Annotated in this window: 5 protein-coding genes (1 of these 5 cut by a window edge); 1 reads left to right on the top strand and 4 read right to left on the bottom strand. The window is 71.8% G+C overall.

Features of this window, described 5'->3' with window-relative positions:
* Positions 1–155: 155 nt before the first annotated feature.
* Positions 156–497 (top strand): hypothetical protein, encoded by a 342-nt coding sequence (locus DQP57_RS14600; RefSeq protein ID WP_205869133.1) that lies wholly within the window; start codon positions 156–158, stop codon positions 495–497.
* Between the two features lie 11 nt (positions 498–508).
* On the opposite strand, the gene DQP57_RS14595 is transcribed toward DQP57_RS14600, so the two are convergent.
* The 4 genes from DQP57_RS14595 to DQP57_RS14580 all read right to left on the bottom strand — a co-directional run.
* Complete coding sequence (locus DQP57_RS14595) at positions 509–1,993, bottom strand: MFS transporter (protein ID WP_112633619.1); 1,485 nt, start codon at positions 1,991–1,993, stop codon at positions 509–511.
* 94 nt (positions 1,994–2,087) lie between these two features.
* Positions 2,088–3,884 carry an N-acetylglutaminylglutamine synthetase gene (ngg, locus tag DQP57_RS14590; RefSeq protein ID WP_112633618.1) on the bottom strand — a complete coding sequence of 599 codons (1,797 nt, stop codon included), beginning with the start codon at positions 3,882–3,884 and terminating at the stop codon, positions 2,088–2,090.
* Positions 3,881–5,686 carry an N-acetylglutaminylglutamine amidotransferase gene (locus DQP57_RS14585; protein WP_112633617.1) on the bottom strand — a complete coding sequence of 602 codons (1,806 nt, stop codon included), beginning with the start codon at positions 5,684–5,686 and terminating at the stop codon, positions 3,881–3,883. Before DQP57_RS14585 ends, ngg begins: the two co-directional genes overlap by 4 nt.
* A gap of 153 nt (positions 5,687–5,839) precedes the next feature.
* Positions 5,840–17,718, bottom strand: partial view of a non-ribosomal peptide synthase/polyketide synthase gene (locus tag DQP57_RS14580; protein WP_112633616.1) — the 3' portion only. The gene runs 19,447 nt beyond the window's last position; 11,879 of the gene's 31,326 nt are visible here — the last part of the coding sequence; its start codon lies beyond the right edge, outside the window — the gene reads right to left on this strand; it ends in the stop codon at positions 5,840–5,842.

Genomic DNA, 17,718 nt, shown 5'->3' with positions numbered 1-17,718 from the left:
ACCAGCCAGCCGCAGCGCCGGGCCACCTCGGGCAAGACCGCGCCGCCGTCCACCGCCGCACCGAGCGGTGAGCAGGCGCGGCTGATCAGCCTGCTGCCGCCCGGCTACCTGCCCGGCGCCTGCACGCGGCCACTCCGGAGTCCGGCAGCATCTGGGTGACCGCGGTGGCCGTGGTGACCTGCGGACAGAACAGCCAGCCCGGGGGCCCGACCCGGGCTACCTACGGACTGTTCGGAACGCCGGACCGGCTGAAACGGGCCTTCACCGACGACATCGGCAACATCAGCCTGGTGAACTGCCCCGGCGAGGGACGCTCACCCGTCAGCTGGCACTACGACGAGACTCCCAACGACATGGCCGGCCTGATCGCGTGCGGCACCTACAACAACCACCCCAACGTGATCTGGTCCAACGACGCCCGACTGATGCTCAGCGACGTCAGCGGCGACCCGGCCACCGTCGAAGACCTGCACACATGGTGGGACGCGTACGGCTGATCCGCCGCGGCTCAGTCCGCCGCCGGCTCCGAATCCTCTTGACGGTCGGCGTCTTCCACGGTCAACGGCAATGCCAGCTCTTCGAGCGGGCGCCGCTCGGCGGCGATGCCCAGCCACAGCTCGACCAGGCCCGCGGCCGCCATCACGGCCGCCCCGATGAGGAATGACCACACGACCTCGGTGCGCATGCCCGAGTTGATCAGCTGACCGAACAGCAACGGCCCGGTGATACCGCCGATCGCCGTGCCCATCGCGTAGAAGAAGGCGATCGCCAGCGCCCTGGTCTCCATCGGGAAGATCTCGCTGACCGTCAGGTACGCCGCGCTGGCGCCCGCCGAGGCCAGGAAGAACGCGACGATCAGCACGCCGATGAACGCCCAGACGCCGCCGGCCCGGGTGAGAAACACCAGCGCCAGCGCCACCACCGCGACGGCCGAACCGATGTACGTCAGCGTGATCATCGGTTTGCGGCCGACGGTGTCGAACAGGTGCCCGAGCACCAGCGGGCCGGCGAAATTGCTCAGGGCCCACAGCACGAAGAACACCGGCACCATGCCCGAGGGCACCGCGTAGAACTGGCTGAGCAGCGTCCCGAGGTTGAACGTGACGCCGTTGTAGAGGAACGCCTGCCCGATGAACAGCGCCAGCCCGAGGATCGCGCGGCGCGGATAGAGCTTGAACGCCACGGCGGCGATCTCCCGGAACGAAATCGCGGTGCGCTGACGGATCCGCAGCGCCTTGCCCTGCGGTTCGGGCAGCGGTTGGCCGGTCTCGTGCTGGACCGCCTCCTCGATCTCGCCGACGATCTGCTCGGCCTCCTCCTCGCGGCCGTGGATGAACAGCCAGCGCGGGCTCTCCGGGACATTGCGCCGCACCAGCAGCACGAAAATGCCGAGGATGGCGCCGATTCCGAAGGCGAGCCGCCAGCCGATGTTGGGCGGGAAGTTCGAGGTGTTCAACAGGATCAGCGCGCCGCCCGCCCCGGCGGCCGAACCCAGCCAATAGGTTCCGTTGATCACCAGGTCCACCCGCCCGCGCACCCGCGCCGGGATCAACTCGTCGATCGCCGAATTGATGGCGGCGTATTCGCCCCCGATGCCCGAGCCGGTGAAAAAGCGGGTCAGGAAGAAGTACCACGGCGCGAACGCGAACGCGGTCGCGACCGTGGCCACCAAATAGATGGCCAGGGTGAGGATGAACAGGTTGCGGCGGCCGAATCGGTCGGTCAGGTGGCCGAAGAACAGGGCCCCCGAACACGCGCCGGCGATGTAGATCGCGGCCGCCATGCCGATCTGCGCGGGGTTGAGCGCGATGCCGCTGTTGTGCTCCATCAACCGGGCCGAGACGTTGCCCACCATGGTGACCTCGAGCCCGTCGAGCACCCACACGCCGCCCAGGCCGACGACGACGTGCCAGTGAAACCGCGACCACGGCAGCCGGTCCAGCCGCGCCGGCACATGCGTCGAGATGGTCTTGGTTTGCGCGCTCGCATTCATGCGGTCTCCGTTCTGGGTTGAGGAGAGACTTACCCACCCGCGCCCGTCGCTAGCCCTGCGCGCGCTCTCGGAAACGGCGCCGCGCCCGTCGGCGTCAGCCGCGGTCGGAGCGGGACTCCTCGGGGGTCCAGGCCTGCGGCTGGCCGGGGTGGCCGGGGAAGAGGAAGTCGATGAAGGCCGCGGCGGTGGGCTGCGGTTCGTGGTTGGCCAGGCCCGGGCGCTCGTTGGCTTCGATGAAGGCGTACTCGGCGCCCGTGACGTCGGGCACCAGCAGGTCGATGCCGGTCACCGGGATGCCGATGGCCTCGGCGGCCGTCACCGCCACGCGGCACAGTTCGCTGTTCACGTGCGCGGTGACGTCGTGGATGGTGCCGCCCTGATGCAGGTTGGCGGTGCGGCGCACCCGTAGCCGGGTGCCCTGGGGCAGCACGTCGTCCAGCTTCCAGCCGGCCTCGGCGACCGTCGACTCGGTGAGGTCGTCGAGCGGGATGCGGGACTCGCCGCCGGTGGCCGCCGAGCGCCGCCGGCTTTCGGCCGCGATCAGGTCCCGCACGCTGTGCTCCCCTGTGCCGATGACCTCGGGAGGCATCCGCAGCGCGGCGGCCACCACGCGGCCGTCGATCACCACCAACCGAAGGTCGTCGCCGGTGACCCGCTGTTCGATGAGCACGTCCGGGTATTGCTGGCGGGCCCGCGCCAGCGCGGAGCTGAGGTCGTCGGGGCCGTTTTCCGCCACCACCCCGACGGTGATGCCTTTGCCCTGCTCGCCGCGCGTCGGTTTGACGACGACCTCGCCGACCTCCTTGAGGAAGGCGAAATCGCCCTCGTCGAAGGTGGCCAGCCGCGCCCGCGGCACGGTGATGCCGGCCTCGGAGACCAGGCGCCGTGTCAGCCGCTTGTCGTCGCACCGGCACATCGCCACCGCCGAGGTGTACTCCGACAGCGACTCGCGGGTGATGACGCTGCGGCCGCCGTGGGTCAGACGCATCTCGCCCGTCTCGGCGTCGAGCACCTCCACCCAGATCCCGCGGCGCAGCGCCTCGTCGGCGATGATCCGGGCGTAGGGGTTGAGGTCATCGACCGTCTCGGGCGGCGGGCTGAACAGCGGCTCGTTGATCGCGTTCTTGCGCTTGATGGCCAACACCGGCACGCGGCGGAAACCGAGTTTTTCGTAGAGGCCGATGGCGGCGGCGTTGTCGTGCGCCACCGACAGATCCATGTAGGCGCGGCCCGCGCTGCGGAAGTGCTCGGCCAGCGCCTTGGTGAGGGCGCCGCCGACGCCGGGCAGCCCGGCGGCCGGGTCGACCGCCAGGGTCCACAGGCTCGACCCCTCCTCCGGGTCGTTGAACAACAACTCGTGATCGACGCCGGTGACCGTGCCGACCACCGCGCCGTCCTCGTCGCGCACCGCGAGCAGATACTTCACCGCCGGCACGTTCTGGTGGTTGTCCCAGATGACGTCGACCCCGGCCGGGACCATGCCGCAGCGCACGTAGACGCGGTTCATGGCGTCGGCGTCGATCGGGTCGTTGAGCGTGCGCACCGTCACGCCCAGCGGCGCCGGCGCCAGGTTCTTGGTCTCCGGCGTGAAACGCAGCCGGTAGGTGTGGCTGGGGTCGATGAAGAGCTCGGTGGGCGCCTCGGCGACCACCACGTGGGATTCGCGGGCGTAGATGCAGATGTCGCGCCGGCCGGGCCCCTCGCGGCGCAGCGCCTCGACCAATTCTTGGGAATTGGCGAAGGTCTGCCCGAAAATCAGTCGGCCCCAACCCAATTCGAGCTCGACATCTTTGGCCATCGCATCGACCAACTCGGGCGGCGACGCGTCGTGCAGGCCGAGCGTGATCGCCTCGGTGTGGTCGTGGCCGCCGGACGGATCGACCATCGTCATGCGACCGGACCGGTGACACCGTGGCGCTGCAGCCACAGCTCGAGCAGCGCGATCTGCCAGAGCTCGTTACCGCGCAGCGGGGTCAGCTTGCCGTTGGGATTGGCCAGCAGCGCGTCGACCGCATCGGTGTTGAACAGGCCGCGTTCCTTGGCGGTGGGCGCGTAGAGGGCGTCGCGGACCATCTCGAGGTAGGGGCCTTCGAGGTGCGTCAGCGCCGGGACCGGGAAGTAGCCCTTGGGGCGGTCGATGACCTCCGACGGAATCACCCGTCGCGCAGCCTGTTTCAGGACTCCCTTGCCTTCGTGGGCGACCTTGAGTTCCGGCGGGCAGGTCGCGGCCAGCTCGACCAACTCGTGGTCGAGGAACGGCACCCGGCCCTCGAGCCCCCACGCCATCGTCATGTTGTCCACCCGCTTCACCGGGTCGTCGATCAGCATCACCGTGGTGTCGAGCCGCAGCGCGCGGTCGATGCCGGTCTCGGCGCCGGCCTGCGCGAAGTGCTCGGTGACGAACCGCAGGCTGGGGTCGCCCGGCGCGACGATGCCCGATCCGACCAGCGCCTGCACCCCGGCCGCGTCGCGGTCGAAGAAGGCGCCGCGGTACTGGGCCACGGCGCCGTCCAGGGTGGCGGCGGCCGGATCGCCCATCGGCGGATACCAGTGGTAGCCGGCGAACACCTCGTCGGCGCCCTGCCCGGACTGCACGACCTTGACGTGGCGCGCCACTTCCTGGCTGAGCAGGTAGAAGGCCACGCAGTCGTGGCTGACCATCGGCTCGCTCATCGCGCCGATCGCCCCGTCCAGCGCGGGCAGCATGCGGTCGGAGTCGATGCGGATCTGGTGGTGGTCGGTCTCGAAGCGCTGGGCCACGATGTCGGAGTACTGGAATTCGTCGCCCTTGACGCCGCCCGCCGACTCGAAGCCGATGGAGAACGTCGACAACCCGTGCTGACCGGCCTCGGTCAGCAGGCCCACGATCAGGCTGGAGTCCACGCCGCCGGACAGCAGGCAACCGACCGGCACGTCGGCGACCAGGCGGCGCTTGACCGCCAGGCGCAGCGTGGACAGCACGGCATCTTCCCAGTCGCGCTCCGACCACTCCGCGCGGTCGGCGTGCCGGGTGAAGTCGGGCGCCCAGTAGGTGGTGACGGTGCGCCTGCCGTCGGGCTCGATGGCGACCAGCGAGGCGGGCGGCACCTTGCGGACGCCGCGCAGGATGGTGTTCGGCGCGGGCACCACCGAGTGGAAACTCATGTAGTGGTGCAGGGCGACCGGGTCGATCCGGGTGTCCACGCCGCCGCCGGCCAGCAGGGCCGGCAACGTCGACGCGAACCGGACCCGGTGACCGTCCTCGGTCAGATACAGCGGCTTGATGCCCAGCCGGTCGCGCCCGAGCAGCACCCGCCCGCTGTCGCGTTCGACGACGGCGAAGGCGAACATGCCGAACAGATGGCTGACGAAGTCATCGCCCCACCGGTGGTAGGCCTTGATCAGGACTTCGGTGTCGCTGTGCGAGAAGAAGCGGTAGCCGTACCCGCTGAGCTCTTGCCGCAACTCCTTGTAGTTGTAGATGCAGCCGTTCCAGGCCAGCGACAGGCCCAGCTCCGAGTCGACCATCGGCTGGGCGCCGGCTTCGGTCAGGTCGATGATTTTCAGGCGACGGTGGCCGAGCGCGACCCGGCCCTGCGACCAGGCGCCGCCCGCGTCCGGGCCCCGTGGTGTCAGCACCGCGGCCATCGCTGAGACCGCCGCTACGTCGGGCGCCTGCCCGTCGAGTCGTACCTCCCCGGTGACTCCGCACACGTCTTCGACCCTACCGTTGCCCGGATCGACGCGCGCGTGAGCTCCGCCAAAAGCGCTGCACCACCGCCCCTGCGGGCGCGCCCGACCCGTCGTGATCACCGTGATCGACCGACGTGTGAACTCGGTCGCACCGGCGCGGCGAACCGACGACGATCATGAGTTGGCGGGCGGCTCGTCGTTGCCGGCGGCCGCGTTCGGCCGTTCGTGCGGGGCCAGCTCGCGGCGACGTTCCGCGCGGACCAGGTGCCGCAGTTGCGGCCCGTACCTCTCGACCGAGTCGGGGGTGAGCATCTCGTTGTGCGTGCAGTCCACCGGGTGGGTGAGAACGTCGCCCGAGGCGTAGGGCTCCCAGGAGCGGACCAGCAGCGAACTGCGATCGCCCTGGTCCCGCACCGCGGAGAACACGCAGATGTCACCGTCGAACAGCCGGGGCTCGTGCAGCCGGTACAGCTCGATGTTGCGGTTGAGGTTGCCGAGCAGTAGCCCGACGAGCCGCCGGTGCCGCGATAGGTCCGCGATGCCCGACTCGCGCAACAGTTCCGCCAGCTGCTCGTCGGTGGGCGGGCCGGTGTGCGCGTCGACGCTGAGGTTGTAGGCCCGCAGGACGTCGTCGAGCACCTGCTGCTCGCCCAGGGCGTGCTCCGGCAGGGCGATCCCGTCGTCGATGCTGGGTTGAGCGTCGAGCAGGATCAGGCGTCCGACCACGCGCCCGCGGCGCTGCAGCTCGATCGCGATCTCGTGGGCGACGACCCCGCCGAACGACCAGCCCAGCAGGTGGTAGGGCCCGTCGGGGTAGACGTCCTGGATCCGGTCGGCGTAGACCTCGGCCAGTTCGCGGACGGACCGCGGCGCGGCGCCGTCGTCCCGCGGTGTTTGCTGGATGCCGAAGATCGTGCAGTCCACGTGCGCGCCAAGCGCCTGATACGGCCAACTCACCCCGCCGGCCGGGTGGATGCAGAACAGCGGCACCCCGGACCCCTCACGCAGGGTCTGCACGGGGACGACGTCGTCGGCGTCCGTCGCCCCGCACTGCAGCCGCTGACTCAGCGCCCTGACGGTGGGCGCGTCGAACAAGGCGCGGACCCCCACGTCAACGCCGAGGCCGGCGTTGATCGCGGCGACCACGCGCATCGCCGAGATGCTGTCGCCGCCCAGGTCGAAGAAGGAGTCGTCGACGCCGACGCGCTCCACGCCGAGCACCTTGGCGTAGTTGTCGGCCACGGCCCGCTCGGTGGCGGTGGACGGGGCCCGGTATCCGCTGCCGGTGTACTGCGCCGCCGGCAGGGCGCGGACGTCGAGTTTGCCGTTGGGGGTCAACGGCAGCGCGTCCAGGGCGACCACCGCGGCCGGCACCATGTAGACGGGCAGCCGCTCGGCCAGCGCGGTGCGCGCCTCGCCCGGGTCGGCCGTTCCGGTGATGTAGCCCACCAGCCGCTTGACGCCCGGCTGGTCCTCGCGGGCGATCACCACGGCCTGGTCGACGTCGTCCAGCGCGGCCAGCGCGGCGTGGACTTCGCCGAGTTCGATGCGGTAGCCGCGGATCTTGACCTGCTCGTCGGCGCGGCCCAGATAGCGCAGCTGGCCCGCGCCGGAGCCGGAGTCGCCCCAGCAGACCAGGTCCCCGGTCCGATACATGCGCGCCCCGGGCGCCCCGAAGGGGCACGCCACGAACCGCGACGCGGTCAGCCCGGCCCGGCCGACGTACCCGGCGGCCACCCCGTCCCCGGCCACGTACAGCTCGCCGACGACACCGGCGGGCACCGGCCGCAACCACGGGTCGAGCACGAACAGGGCCGCGCCGTCCACCGGCAAGCCGATCGGCGGCGTGCCGGATCCCCGCGTCAGCGGGGCGCTGATCGCCACGCACATGGTGGTCTCGGTCGGTCCGTACGCGTTGACCATCACCCGGCCGGGCGCCCAGCGATCCACGACCTCGGCGGGGCACGCCTCGCCGACCACCGCGAGGGCCACCGACTCCAATCCCTCGGGCGACAGCATCGCCACCGCCGACGGGGTCTGCGTCAACACGGTGACCTCCGCGTCGACCAGCAGGGCGTGGTAGTCCTTCGGCGAGCGGGCCACGGACTCGGGCACCACGACGAGCCGGCCGCCGCGCAGCAGCGCGCCGAAGATCTCCCAGACCGACACGTCGAAGGCGTACGAGTGGCTCTGCGTCCACACGCCCACCCGCGGCAGGCCCGCGTCCAGGGTTTGCAGCAGCTGGGTCACGTTGCGGTGGGTGATCGCCACGCCCTTGGGGACGCCGGTGGTGCCCGAGGTGTAGATGACGTAGGCGATGCCGTCGGCCGCGACCGCCGGTAGCGGCGTGGCCGCGCGGTCCTCGATCCGGGGGTCCTCGATGTCGATGACCGTCAGGTCGGAGCCGTTGAGCCGCGACCGCAGTCCCCCGGTGGTGACGGCGGCGACCGGCGCGGCGTCGTCGAGCATGAAGCGGATCCGGGTGCCCGGCGCCGCGGGGTCGATCGGCAGATACGCCGCCCCGGTCTTGAGCACCGCCAGGATGGCCACGATCGCCTGCGCCGACCGCGAGAACAGCAGCGCGACAGACTCTCCCGGGCCCGCGCCCTGCTCGGCGAGCAGGCGCGCCAACCGGTTGGCGGCCTTGTCGAGTTCGCGGTAGGTCATCGACGTGCCGCCCCAGCTGATCGCCGCGGCGTCGGGCCGGTCGGCGACCTGGGCGTCGAACAGCGCGGGGATCGACGGCAGCGCGGGCACCGGCCGGGTCAGCGCCGCCCGGTTGCCGATCTCGTCGAGGCGGGCGTGCTCGGGCGTGCCGAGCAGGTCCACCGCCGACAGGGGCCGGCCCGGGTCGGCGGTCATCGCGAGCAGCACCCGCTCCAGCCGGTCGCGCAGCCCGTCGATGGTCTGCGTGTCGAAGACGCCGGTGTCGTACTCGACCCGCAGGCCGAGTTCCTGGCTGGACAGGGCGGCCTGCATCGTCAGCGGGTAGTGGTTGCGCTCGAACATGTCGACGTGGGCGATCGCCAGGTCGTGGTCGACCGCCATCGCCGAGGTGTCCAGCGGATAGTTCTCGTAGGCGAACAGGGTGTCGAAGAGCTTCTCGTGCCCGGCGATCCGGTGCAGCTCGCTAAGCGCCAGGTGCTGGTGGTCGAGCGTGTCCGCGTGGCCGCGTTGCAGCTGGCCGAGCAGCTCGGTCGTGGTGGTCGCCGCCGTCATGTTGGCGCGCACCGGGACGGTGTTGATCATCAGACCCACCATCGATTCGGCGCCGAGGACCTCGGCTGGCCGGCCCGACACGGTGGTGCCGAAGGCGACGTCGTGCTGGCCGGTCAGCCAGGCCAGCAGCTGCGCCCACGCGGCCTGCAGCACGGTGCTGACCGTGGTGTGGCTGGAGCGGGCCAACTCGCCGAGCGCCCGGGTGGTGTCCTCGGACAGCGCGAACGCCCGGACGCCGCGGCCGCCGGGTTCCCGCTGTTGCGGCGGCCCGACCAGCGTCGGGGTGTCGAACCCGTCGAGCAGTTCGCGCCAGGCGGCGCGGGCGGCGTCGAGGTCACGCTCGGCCAGCCAGGTGACGAACCGGCGGTACGGCGCGGGCGCCGGCAGCCGCTGGCCGGTGTAGCAGGCGAACGTTTCGTTCAGCAGGATCGGCACCGACCAGCCGTCGAGCACGATGTGGTGCATGGTGAGCACCAGCCGGTGCCGGTCGTCACCCGTGCTGATCAGGGCGGCGCGGACGGGCGGCTGGTCGGCCAGGTCGTAGACCGCGGCGCGCTCGTCGGCGCACAGGCGCTGGATCCGCTCTTCGGGCTCGCTGCCGTTGGGCCTGATCTCGAGGGAGCGCCAGGCCAGCGCGGGGTTGGCCGGGATGATCTGGACCGGCTCGTCGAACTCCTCGCAGAACCGGGCCACAAGGTGCGGGTGCCGGCCGACCACGGTGTGCATGGCATCGCGCAGCCGGTCCCCGTCGAGCGGGCCGGTCAGCGTGAGGTCCAGCTGCACCGCGTACAGGTGGTCTTCCCGCTGGCCCCGGTCGTCCCGCCTGGAGCCGGTGTGGAAGAGCAGCCCCTGCTGCAGCGGGGTCAGCGGGAGCACGTCGGCGATCCGCTGGCGCCGCTCGAGCCGCTCGATCTGCTGCTGGTTCAGCCGCGCGGGCGCGATGTCCGACGGGGTCAGCCCGCCGCCGCCGTGGCGCACGTGCGCGCAGATGCCGGCCAGGGCCTCGAACCACAGCCGGCTCAGCCGGGCGACCTGGTCGCGGTCCAGCGCCGAGGCCGCCCACGTCCAGGTGGCGTGCAGCTGCGGTCCCTCGGCGGTGTCCACGGTGCCGGCGTTCAGGCCGACGGTGTGCATCAGCGGCATGGGCACCGCGGTGCTGGTGGCGGTGGCCGACGACCCGTCCGGGCTGATTCGCCACAGCTCGTCGGAGAGCTCGGCCGCCGCGCCGCCCAGCCGGCCCAGGTAGTTGAACCCGATCGTCGGGTCGGCGGCGTCCAGGTCGACGTCGGCGTTCAGGTAGCGCAGCAGGCCGTAGGTGAGCGGATCGGGCAGCGCGCGCAGCTGCTCCTTGGCCTCCTTGACCAGCGAGCCGAGTATCGGCGCGCCGGAGGTGACCTGCGACCAGGACAGCCCGCCGACGTCGAGCGCCACCGGGTACTTGGTGGTGAACCACCCGACGGTGCGCGACAGGTCCACCCCGGCGGCCAGTTCCTCGTGGCGGCCGTGGCCCTCGACGTCGATGCCGATGGGGGTGCCTTCAGCAAGGCGGCTGCCCAGGAATTCGGCCCAGGCCAGCGCGAACCCGACCAGCAGGATGTCGTTGACGCCGGCGTGGAATGCGGCCGGCGCCTCGCCGAGCAGCGTGCGGGTGGTCTTCGCGTCGAGCGTCGCCGACATGTTCTCGGCGGTCTCGTAGGTGTCGACCTCGGGCCGCACCGCCGGCAGGGCGGACGGGGTGGCGGCGACCCGGCGCCAGGCCTCGGCCTGGTCGACCACGGCCGGTGACTGCGCGTGCTCGGCCAGCAGCCTGGCCCATCGGGCGAACGAGGTGCCACCGGCGGGCAGCGCGACGGGCTGGCCGTGGTGATGCTGGCCCCAGGCGATGTTGAGGTCCTCGAGCAGCACCCGCCAGGACACGCCGTCCACGGCCAGGTGGTGAATGATCAGCACCAGCTGACGCGAAGAGGTCACCCACAGCGCGCTGAGCATCACCCCGGCGGCCGGGTTCAACCGCGACCGCGCCTCGATGACCGCCGCGTCCGACAGCTCGTCGACCGCGTGCACCCGCTGGGCGGCGTCGACCGAACCGGGTTCGGGGACCTGCAGCGACCATTCCCCGGCCCCGTCACCTGAACTGTCGTCGACGCGCAGCCGCAGCATGGCGTGCCGGTCCAGCAGGGCCTGCAGCACCGCCACCACGTCGGCCTCGGTGACGCCGGCGGGCGCCTGCAGGACTATCGTCTGGTTGAACTGATCGACCGGGCCGTTCACGCCGCGCAGCCAGCGGATGATCGGCGTGGCGGCGACGGCGCCGACGCCCTCGTCGAGCACGCCGTGCTCGCCGTCGGTGACACCGGCCAGCCGGGCCAGGCGGGAAACGGTCTGCTCGGTGAAGATATCGCGGGTGCGCAGCGCCAGGCCGGCCGCCCGCGCGCGGGTCACCACCTGCATCGAGGAGATGCTGTCGCCGCCGAGGTCGAAGAAGGAGTCGTCGACGCCGACCCGGTCGACACCCAGGACCTGGGCGTAGATGCCGGCCAGGGTCTCCTCGACCGGGGTGGCGGGGGCGCGATACCGGTCGACGTCGCGGTACTCGGGTGACGGCAGGGCCCGCGCGTCGAGCTTGCCGTTTGGTGTCAGCGGCAGCGCGTCGAGCGCCACGATGGCCGCCGGGACCATGTAGGCCGGCAGGCGATCGGCCAGCCGGGCGCGGACCTCGACCGGGTCCGCCCCCCCGGTGACGTAGCCGACCAGGCGCTTGTCGCCCGGCCGGTCCTCGCGGGCGATCACGGCCGCCTGGTCCACGCCGTCCAGCGCGGCGATCGCCGAGCGCACCTCGCCGAGTTCGATGCGGTAGCCGCGGATCTTGACCTGCTCGTCGGCGCGGCCCAGGTACTGCAGCTGCCCGTCCGCACCCCAGCGCACCAGGTCACCGGTGCGGTACATGCGCGCCCCGGGCGCCCCGAACGGGCAGGCCACGAAGCGCGACGCGGTCAGCTCGGCGCGGCGCCAGTAACCGACCGCGACGCCGCCGCCGGCGACGTAGAGTTCGCCGACCACGCCGTGCGGGACCGGCCGCAGGGATTCGTCCAGCACGAACAGCCCGGCCGCCGGCACCGGGGAACCGATCGGCACTGGCCCGGTAGTGGGCGATCCGGCCTGCAGGGGGGCGCTGACCGTGGCGTACACCGTCGCCTCGGTCGGGCCGTAGGCGTTGATCATCGCGCGCCCCGGCGCCCACCGGTCGACCAGCTCGGTCGGGCAGGCCTCGCCCGCCACCACCAGCGTCGCCGAGTCCAGCCCGTCGGGCGACAACACGTCCGCCGCGGACGGGGTCTGGCTGATCACGGTGACCTGTTCGGCGACCAGCAGCGCGTGGAAGTCGTCCGGCGAGCGGACCACCGAGTCGGGGATGACCACCAGGCGCCCGCCCTGCAGCAGCGCGCCGAAGATCTCCCAGACCGAGACGTCGAAGGCCAGCGAGTGCCATTGCGACCAGACACCCTCGCGCGGCAGGCCGGAATCACCGGAGGCCAGCAGCCGGGCGACGTTGCCATGCGTGACCGCAACGCCTTTGGGGACACCGGTGGTGCCGGAGGTGTAGATCAGGTAGGCGATGTCGTCGGCGCTCGGCGCCGGCAACGGGGCCGAGGGCTGGGAGTGCGCCGCCGGATCGTCGATATCACCGACGTCGATGACGGCGACGTGGTGGCCGTACAGCCGCTCGGCCAGCTCGGCGGTGCTGATCGCGACCATCGGCGCGGCGTCGGCCAGCATGAAGCCGATGCGCTCCGCCGGCAGCCCCGGGTCGATCGGCAGATAGGCCGCACCGGTCTTCAGGACGGCCAGGATGGCCACGATCGCCTCGGCTGAACGACCGAACAGCAGGGCCACCCGCTCACCGCGACCGACGCCGAAGCCGGTCAGCCGGTGGGCCAGCCGGCTGGCGGCCTCGTCCAGCTCGCGATAGGTCCACGAGCGGCCGGCGCAGCGCAGCGCGACCGCGTCGGGGGTGCGCGCGACCTGCTCGGCGAACAGCGCCGGGATCGAGGCGGCCGCGGCGGCGGGCGCGGTGAGCACCGCGCGGTTGCCGAGGGCGTCCAGGCGGGCATGCTCGCGGCGGTCCAGCAGGTCCACCGTCGACAGCGCGCGGGTGGGATCGGCCGTCATCGCCTCGAGGACCCGCTGCAGGCGCCCGATCAGCGTCGCGATGGTGGCCGCGTCGAACACGTCGGTGCGGAACTCCACCCGACCGCCGATCCCGGCGGGCTCGTTGTCCTCGCCCCAGCGCTCGGCCAGCGAGAACACCAGGTCCATGCGGGCGACCTGGGTGTCCAGCGGTATCGAGGTGACCTGCACGTCACCCAGGGCCAGCCCGGCGCCGGGATCGCTGTCCTGGCCGGCGAAGTTCTGCCAGGCCAGCATGACCTGCACCAGCGGGTGGTGCGTGAGGCTGCGGGTCGGGTTGACGCGCTCGACCAGCACCTCGAACGGCACGTCCTGGTGCTCGAAGGCCTCCAGGCTGCGGGCGCGGACGCGGGTCAGCAGCTCGGTGAAGCTGGGGTCGCCGGCCAGGTCGACCCGCAGCACCAGGGTGTTGACGAAGAACCCGACCAGGTCGTCGAGCGCGGGGTCGCGCCGGCCGGCGATCGGGAACCCGACCGCGACGTCGGTGCTGGCGCTGATCTTCGACAGCAGCACGGCCAGCGCGGCCTGCACCACCATGAAGCTGGTCGAGTTGTACTCGCGGGCCAGCCCGGCGACCTGCTGCTGCAGGTCGGCCGGCCAGTCCACCTCGACGGCCGCCCCGCGCTGATCGGCGATCGGCGGGTAGGGCCGGTCGGTGGGCAGCGCCAACCGCTCCGGCATGCCGGCCAGCGCGTCCTGCCAGTAGGCCAGCTGCGCCGCGATGCGGCTGCCGCTGTCGGCGAGTTCGCCGAACTGGGCGCGCTGCCACAGCGTGTAGTCGACGTACTGCACCGCCAGCGGCTCCCAGTCGGGGGCCTGCCCGGCGCAGCGGCTGGCGTAGGCCATGCCCAGGTCGCGCACCAGCGGCCGCAACGACCAGCCATCCGCGGCGATGTGGTGCACCACGGCCACCAGCACGTGTTCGTCGTCGGCGAGGCGGAACAGCGTTGCGCGCAACGGGATCTGGGTGGCCAGGTCGAAGGTTTCGCGGGCCGCGGCGTCGATGGCCTCGCGCAGCCGGCTCGCCGACCAGCCGCGGGCGTTCACGGTCCGCCAGCTCAGATCGGCTTGCTCGACCGGGATCACCACCTGCTGGGGCGTTTCCCCGGTCACGGCGAACACCGTGCGCAGGCTCTCGTGGCGGGCCACCACGTCGGCCAGCGCCGCTCCCAGCGCCGGGACGTCGAGGCGTCCGTGCATCCGCATGGCCGCCGCCATGTTGTACACCGGGGACGGCCCCTGCAGCTGGTCGAGGAACCACAGCCGGCTCTGCGCGAAGGACAGCGGGACCACCGCCGGACGCTCCCCCGCCACCAGCGGGTCGAGCCGGCCGGTGTCCTCGCCGATGCGCGGCGCCAGCTGCGCGACGGTGGGCGATTCGAAGATGACGCGCACCGGCACGCCGACGTCCATGGCGCTGTTGACCGCCGCGATCACCCGCATCGCCGAGATGCTGTCGCCGCCGAGGTCGAAGAAGGAGTCGTCGACGCCGACCCGGTCGACGCCGAGCACGTGGGCGTAGATGCCGGCCAGGATCTCCTCGGTGGGGGTGGTCGGCGAGCGATACCCGGCCGCGGAGTATTCCGGCGCCGGCAGGGCGCGGATGTCGAGCTTGCCGTTCAGCGTCATCGGCAGGGCGTCGAGCACCACGATCGCCACCGGCACCATGTAGGCGGGCAGGCGCTCGGCCAGCTGAGCGCGGGCCTCGGCGGGATCCGCGGGGCCGGTGATGTAGCCGACGAGGCGCTTGTCGCCCGGCCGGTCCTCGCGCGCGATGACGACCGCCTGCTCGACGCCGTCCAGCGCGGCCAGCGCCGAGCGCACCTCCCCGACTTCGATGCGGTAGCCGCGGATCTTGACCTGCTCGTCGGCGCGGCCGAAGTACCGCAGCTGGCCGTCCGGTCCCCAGCAGACCAGGTCGCCGCTGCGGTACATGCGCGATCCCGGTTCGCCGAAGGGGCAGGCCACGAACCGCGACGCGGTCAGCCCGGCCCGGCGCATGTACCCGTACCCGACGCCGCGGCCGGCGACATACAACTCACCGATCACCCCGGCGGCCACCGGGCGCAACCAGCCGTCCAGGACGAAGAGCGCGGTCCCGGGCACCGCCGAGCCGATCGGCGGCGTCCCCGAGCCCGCGGACAGCGGCGTGCTCATCGACGCGAAGATGGTGGCCTCGGTCGGGCCGTAGACGTTGACCATCGTGCGGCCGGGCGCCCAGCGGTCCACCAGCTCGGGTGGGCAGGGCTCGGCACCGATCACCAGCGCCGCGGATTCGAGGCCCTGCGGCGAGAGCATCCGCACGGCCGACGGGGTCTGGCTCAACACCGTGACCTTCTCCGCGACCAGCAGGGCGTGGAACTCCATGGGTGAGCGGGCCACCGAGTCGGGCACCACGACCAGCCGCCCGCCGTGCAGCAGCGCGCCCCAGATCTCCCACACCGAGTAGTCGAAGGCGTACGAGTGGAACTGGGTCCACACCTGTTCGGGTGACAGCTCGACGCCGACGGCCTGCGCGTCGAACATCCGGGTCACGTTGTGGTGGCTGACCGCCACGCCCTTGGGCAGACCGGTGGTGCCCGACGTGTAGATGATGTGGGCGACGTGTTCGGGCGCCGGCGCCGGGAGGGCGGTGCGGGGCTGGCGCGCCACGGCGCGGTCGTCGATGTCAATGACGATCAGGTCGTGGGCGTGCAGCTTGTCCGCCAGCGCCGCGACGGTGATCGCCGCCATCGGGGCGGTGTCGGTGAGCATGAACTCGATGCGGGCCGCCGGCAGCGCCGGGTCGATCGGCAGGTACGCGGCGCCGGTTTTGAGCACCGCCAGGATGGCCACGATCGCGTCGGCCGACCGGCCGAACAGCAGCGCCACGGACTCGCCGGGGCCTACCCCCCGGTCGATCAGCAGGTGCGCCAGCCGGTTCGACTTCTCGTCGAGCTCCCGGTAACTCATCGACCGGCCCTCGAAGGTCACCGCCGCCGCCCGCGGGCTGCGCGCGGCCTGCGCGGCGAACAGCTCGGGGATGGACGACGGCGTGGCGGGCTCGGTGAGCACCGCCCGGTCGGCCCAGCCGTCCAGCCGGTCGTGTTCGGCGGCGTCTAGCAGGTCGATCGACGACAGGCGCCGCGACGGGTCGGTCGTCATCACGACCAGCACCCGCTGCAGCCGTTCAATCAGCGTCGCGATGCGTGCGGCGTCGAAGACGTGGGTGTCGTATTCGACCTGCAGGCGCAACTCCTTGCCGGGCTGGGCCTGCACCGTGAGCGGGTAATGGGTGGATTCCCGGGTGGTGATGTCGGTGACGGCCAGCTCGTGGTCGGCCGACAACGCGCTGGCGTCGATCGGATAGTTCTCGTAGGCGAACAGGGTGTCGAACAGCTGGTCCTGTCCGGTGATGCGGTGGATCTCGTTGAGCCCCAGGTGCTGGTGGTCCAGCGTGTGGTTGTAGGCGCCTTGCAGCTGGTCGAGCAGCTCGGCGGTGGTGGTTGTGGCGGAGATGTTCGCCCGCACCGGCACCGTGTTGATGAGCAGGCCGACCATGTTTTCCGCGCCGGCGACCTCGGCGGGCCGGCCCGACACGGTGGTGCCGAACACGACGTCGCTTTGGCCGGTCAGGGCGCACAGCAGCTGCGCGAACGCGGCCTGCAGCACCGTGTTGACGGTGGTGTGGCAGGAGCGGGCCAGCTCGGTGATGGACTGGCTGAGCTCGGCGGGCAACGCGAACGACTCCACGCTCTGCCGCCCCAGCTCGGTCCGGTCCTGCGGGCCGACCAGGGTCGGGGTGCCGAAGCCGGCGAACACCTCGGCCCAGGCGGCGCGGGCGGCGTCGACGTCGCGCGCGGCCAGCCAGTCGACGAAGCCGCGGTAGGGCGCCGTCGCCGGGAGGCGCTGGCCGTAGTAGCCGGCGAAGATCTCCCCCAACAGGATCGGCATCGACCAGCCGTCGAGCACGATGTGGTGGTTGGTCAGCACCAGCCGGTAGCGCTCGGGTGCGGTGCGCAGCAGCGCCACCCGGAAGGCGGGTTGGCCGGCGAGATCACCGCAGACGGCGGCCCGCTCGGCGGCGCAGAGCCGCCGGATCTGCGCGTCGGCGTCGGGGTCGGTGTCCAGCTCGACGTACTGCCAGGCCGCGGCGGGGTCGGCGGGGATGATCTGGACGGGCTCGTCGTAGTCGTCGCAGAAGCGGGCCACCAGGTTGGGATGCCGGCCGATCATCGTCTGCACGGCGTCGCGCAGCCGGTCCGGGTCGAGCGGGCCGGCGATGTTGATGTCCAGCTGTCCGGCGTACAGGTCGTCGCTCGCCTGGGCGGTGTTGGCGTGGAAGAGCAGCCCCTGCTGGACCGGGGTCAGCGCCAGCACGTCGGCGATATTGTGTTGGCGCGCAAGCTGATCGATCTGCGGCTGGGTGAGCCGGGCGGGCGCGATGTCGGACGGGGTCAGTCCACCGCCACCGCCGCGGACGTGCGCGCAGATGCCGGCCAGGGCCTCGAACCACAACCTGCCCAGCCGGGTGATCTGCTCGTCGCCCAGCGCGGACGGCGCCCAAGTCCAGTTGGCGTGCAGCCGCGGTCCGGCCTCGGAATCGACGGTGACCGCGTTCAGCTCGAGGGTGTGCATCAACGGCATCGGTATCGCGGTCGCCGCCC

Source organism: Mycobacterium colombiense, from assembly GCF_003284935.1.
GTDB classification, from domain to species: Bacteria; Actinomycetota; Actinomycetes; order Mycobacteriales; family Mycobacteriaceae; genus Mycobacterium; species Mycobacterium arosiense_A.
The sequence above is the reverse complement of the archived record's forward strand: the minus strand, read 5'-3'. Positions and strand labels throughout refer to the sequence as shown.

Coding starts and splice junctions, on each gene's coding strand:
- ngg (WP_112633618.1), bottom strand. CDS start 3,884: ATGACGATGGTCGATCCGTCCGGCGGCCACGACCACACCGAGGCGATC.
- DQP57_RS14595 (WP_112633619.1), bottom strand. CDS start 1,993: ATGAATGCGAGCGCGCAAACCAAGACCATCTCGACGCATGTGCCGGCG.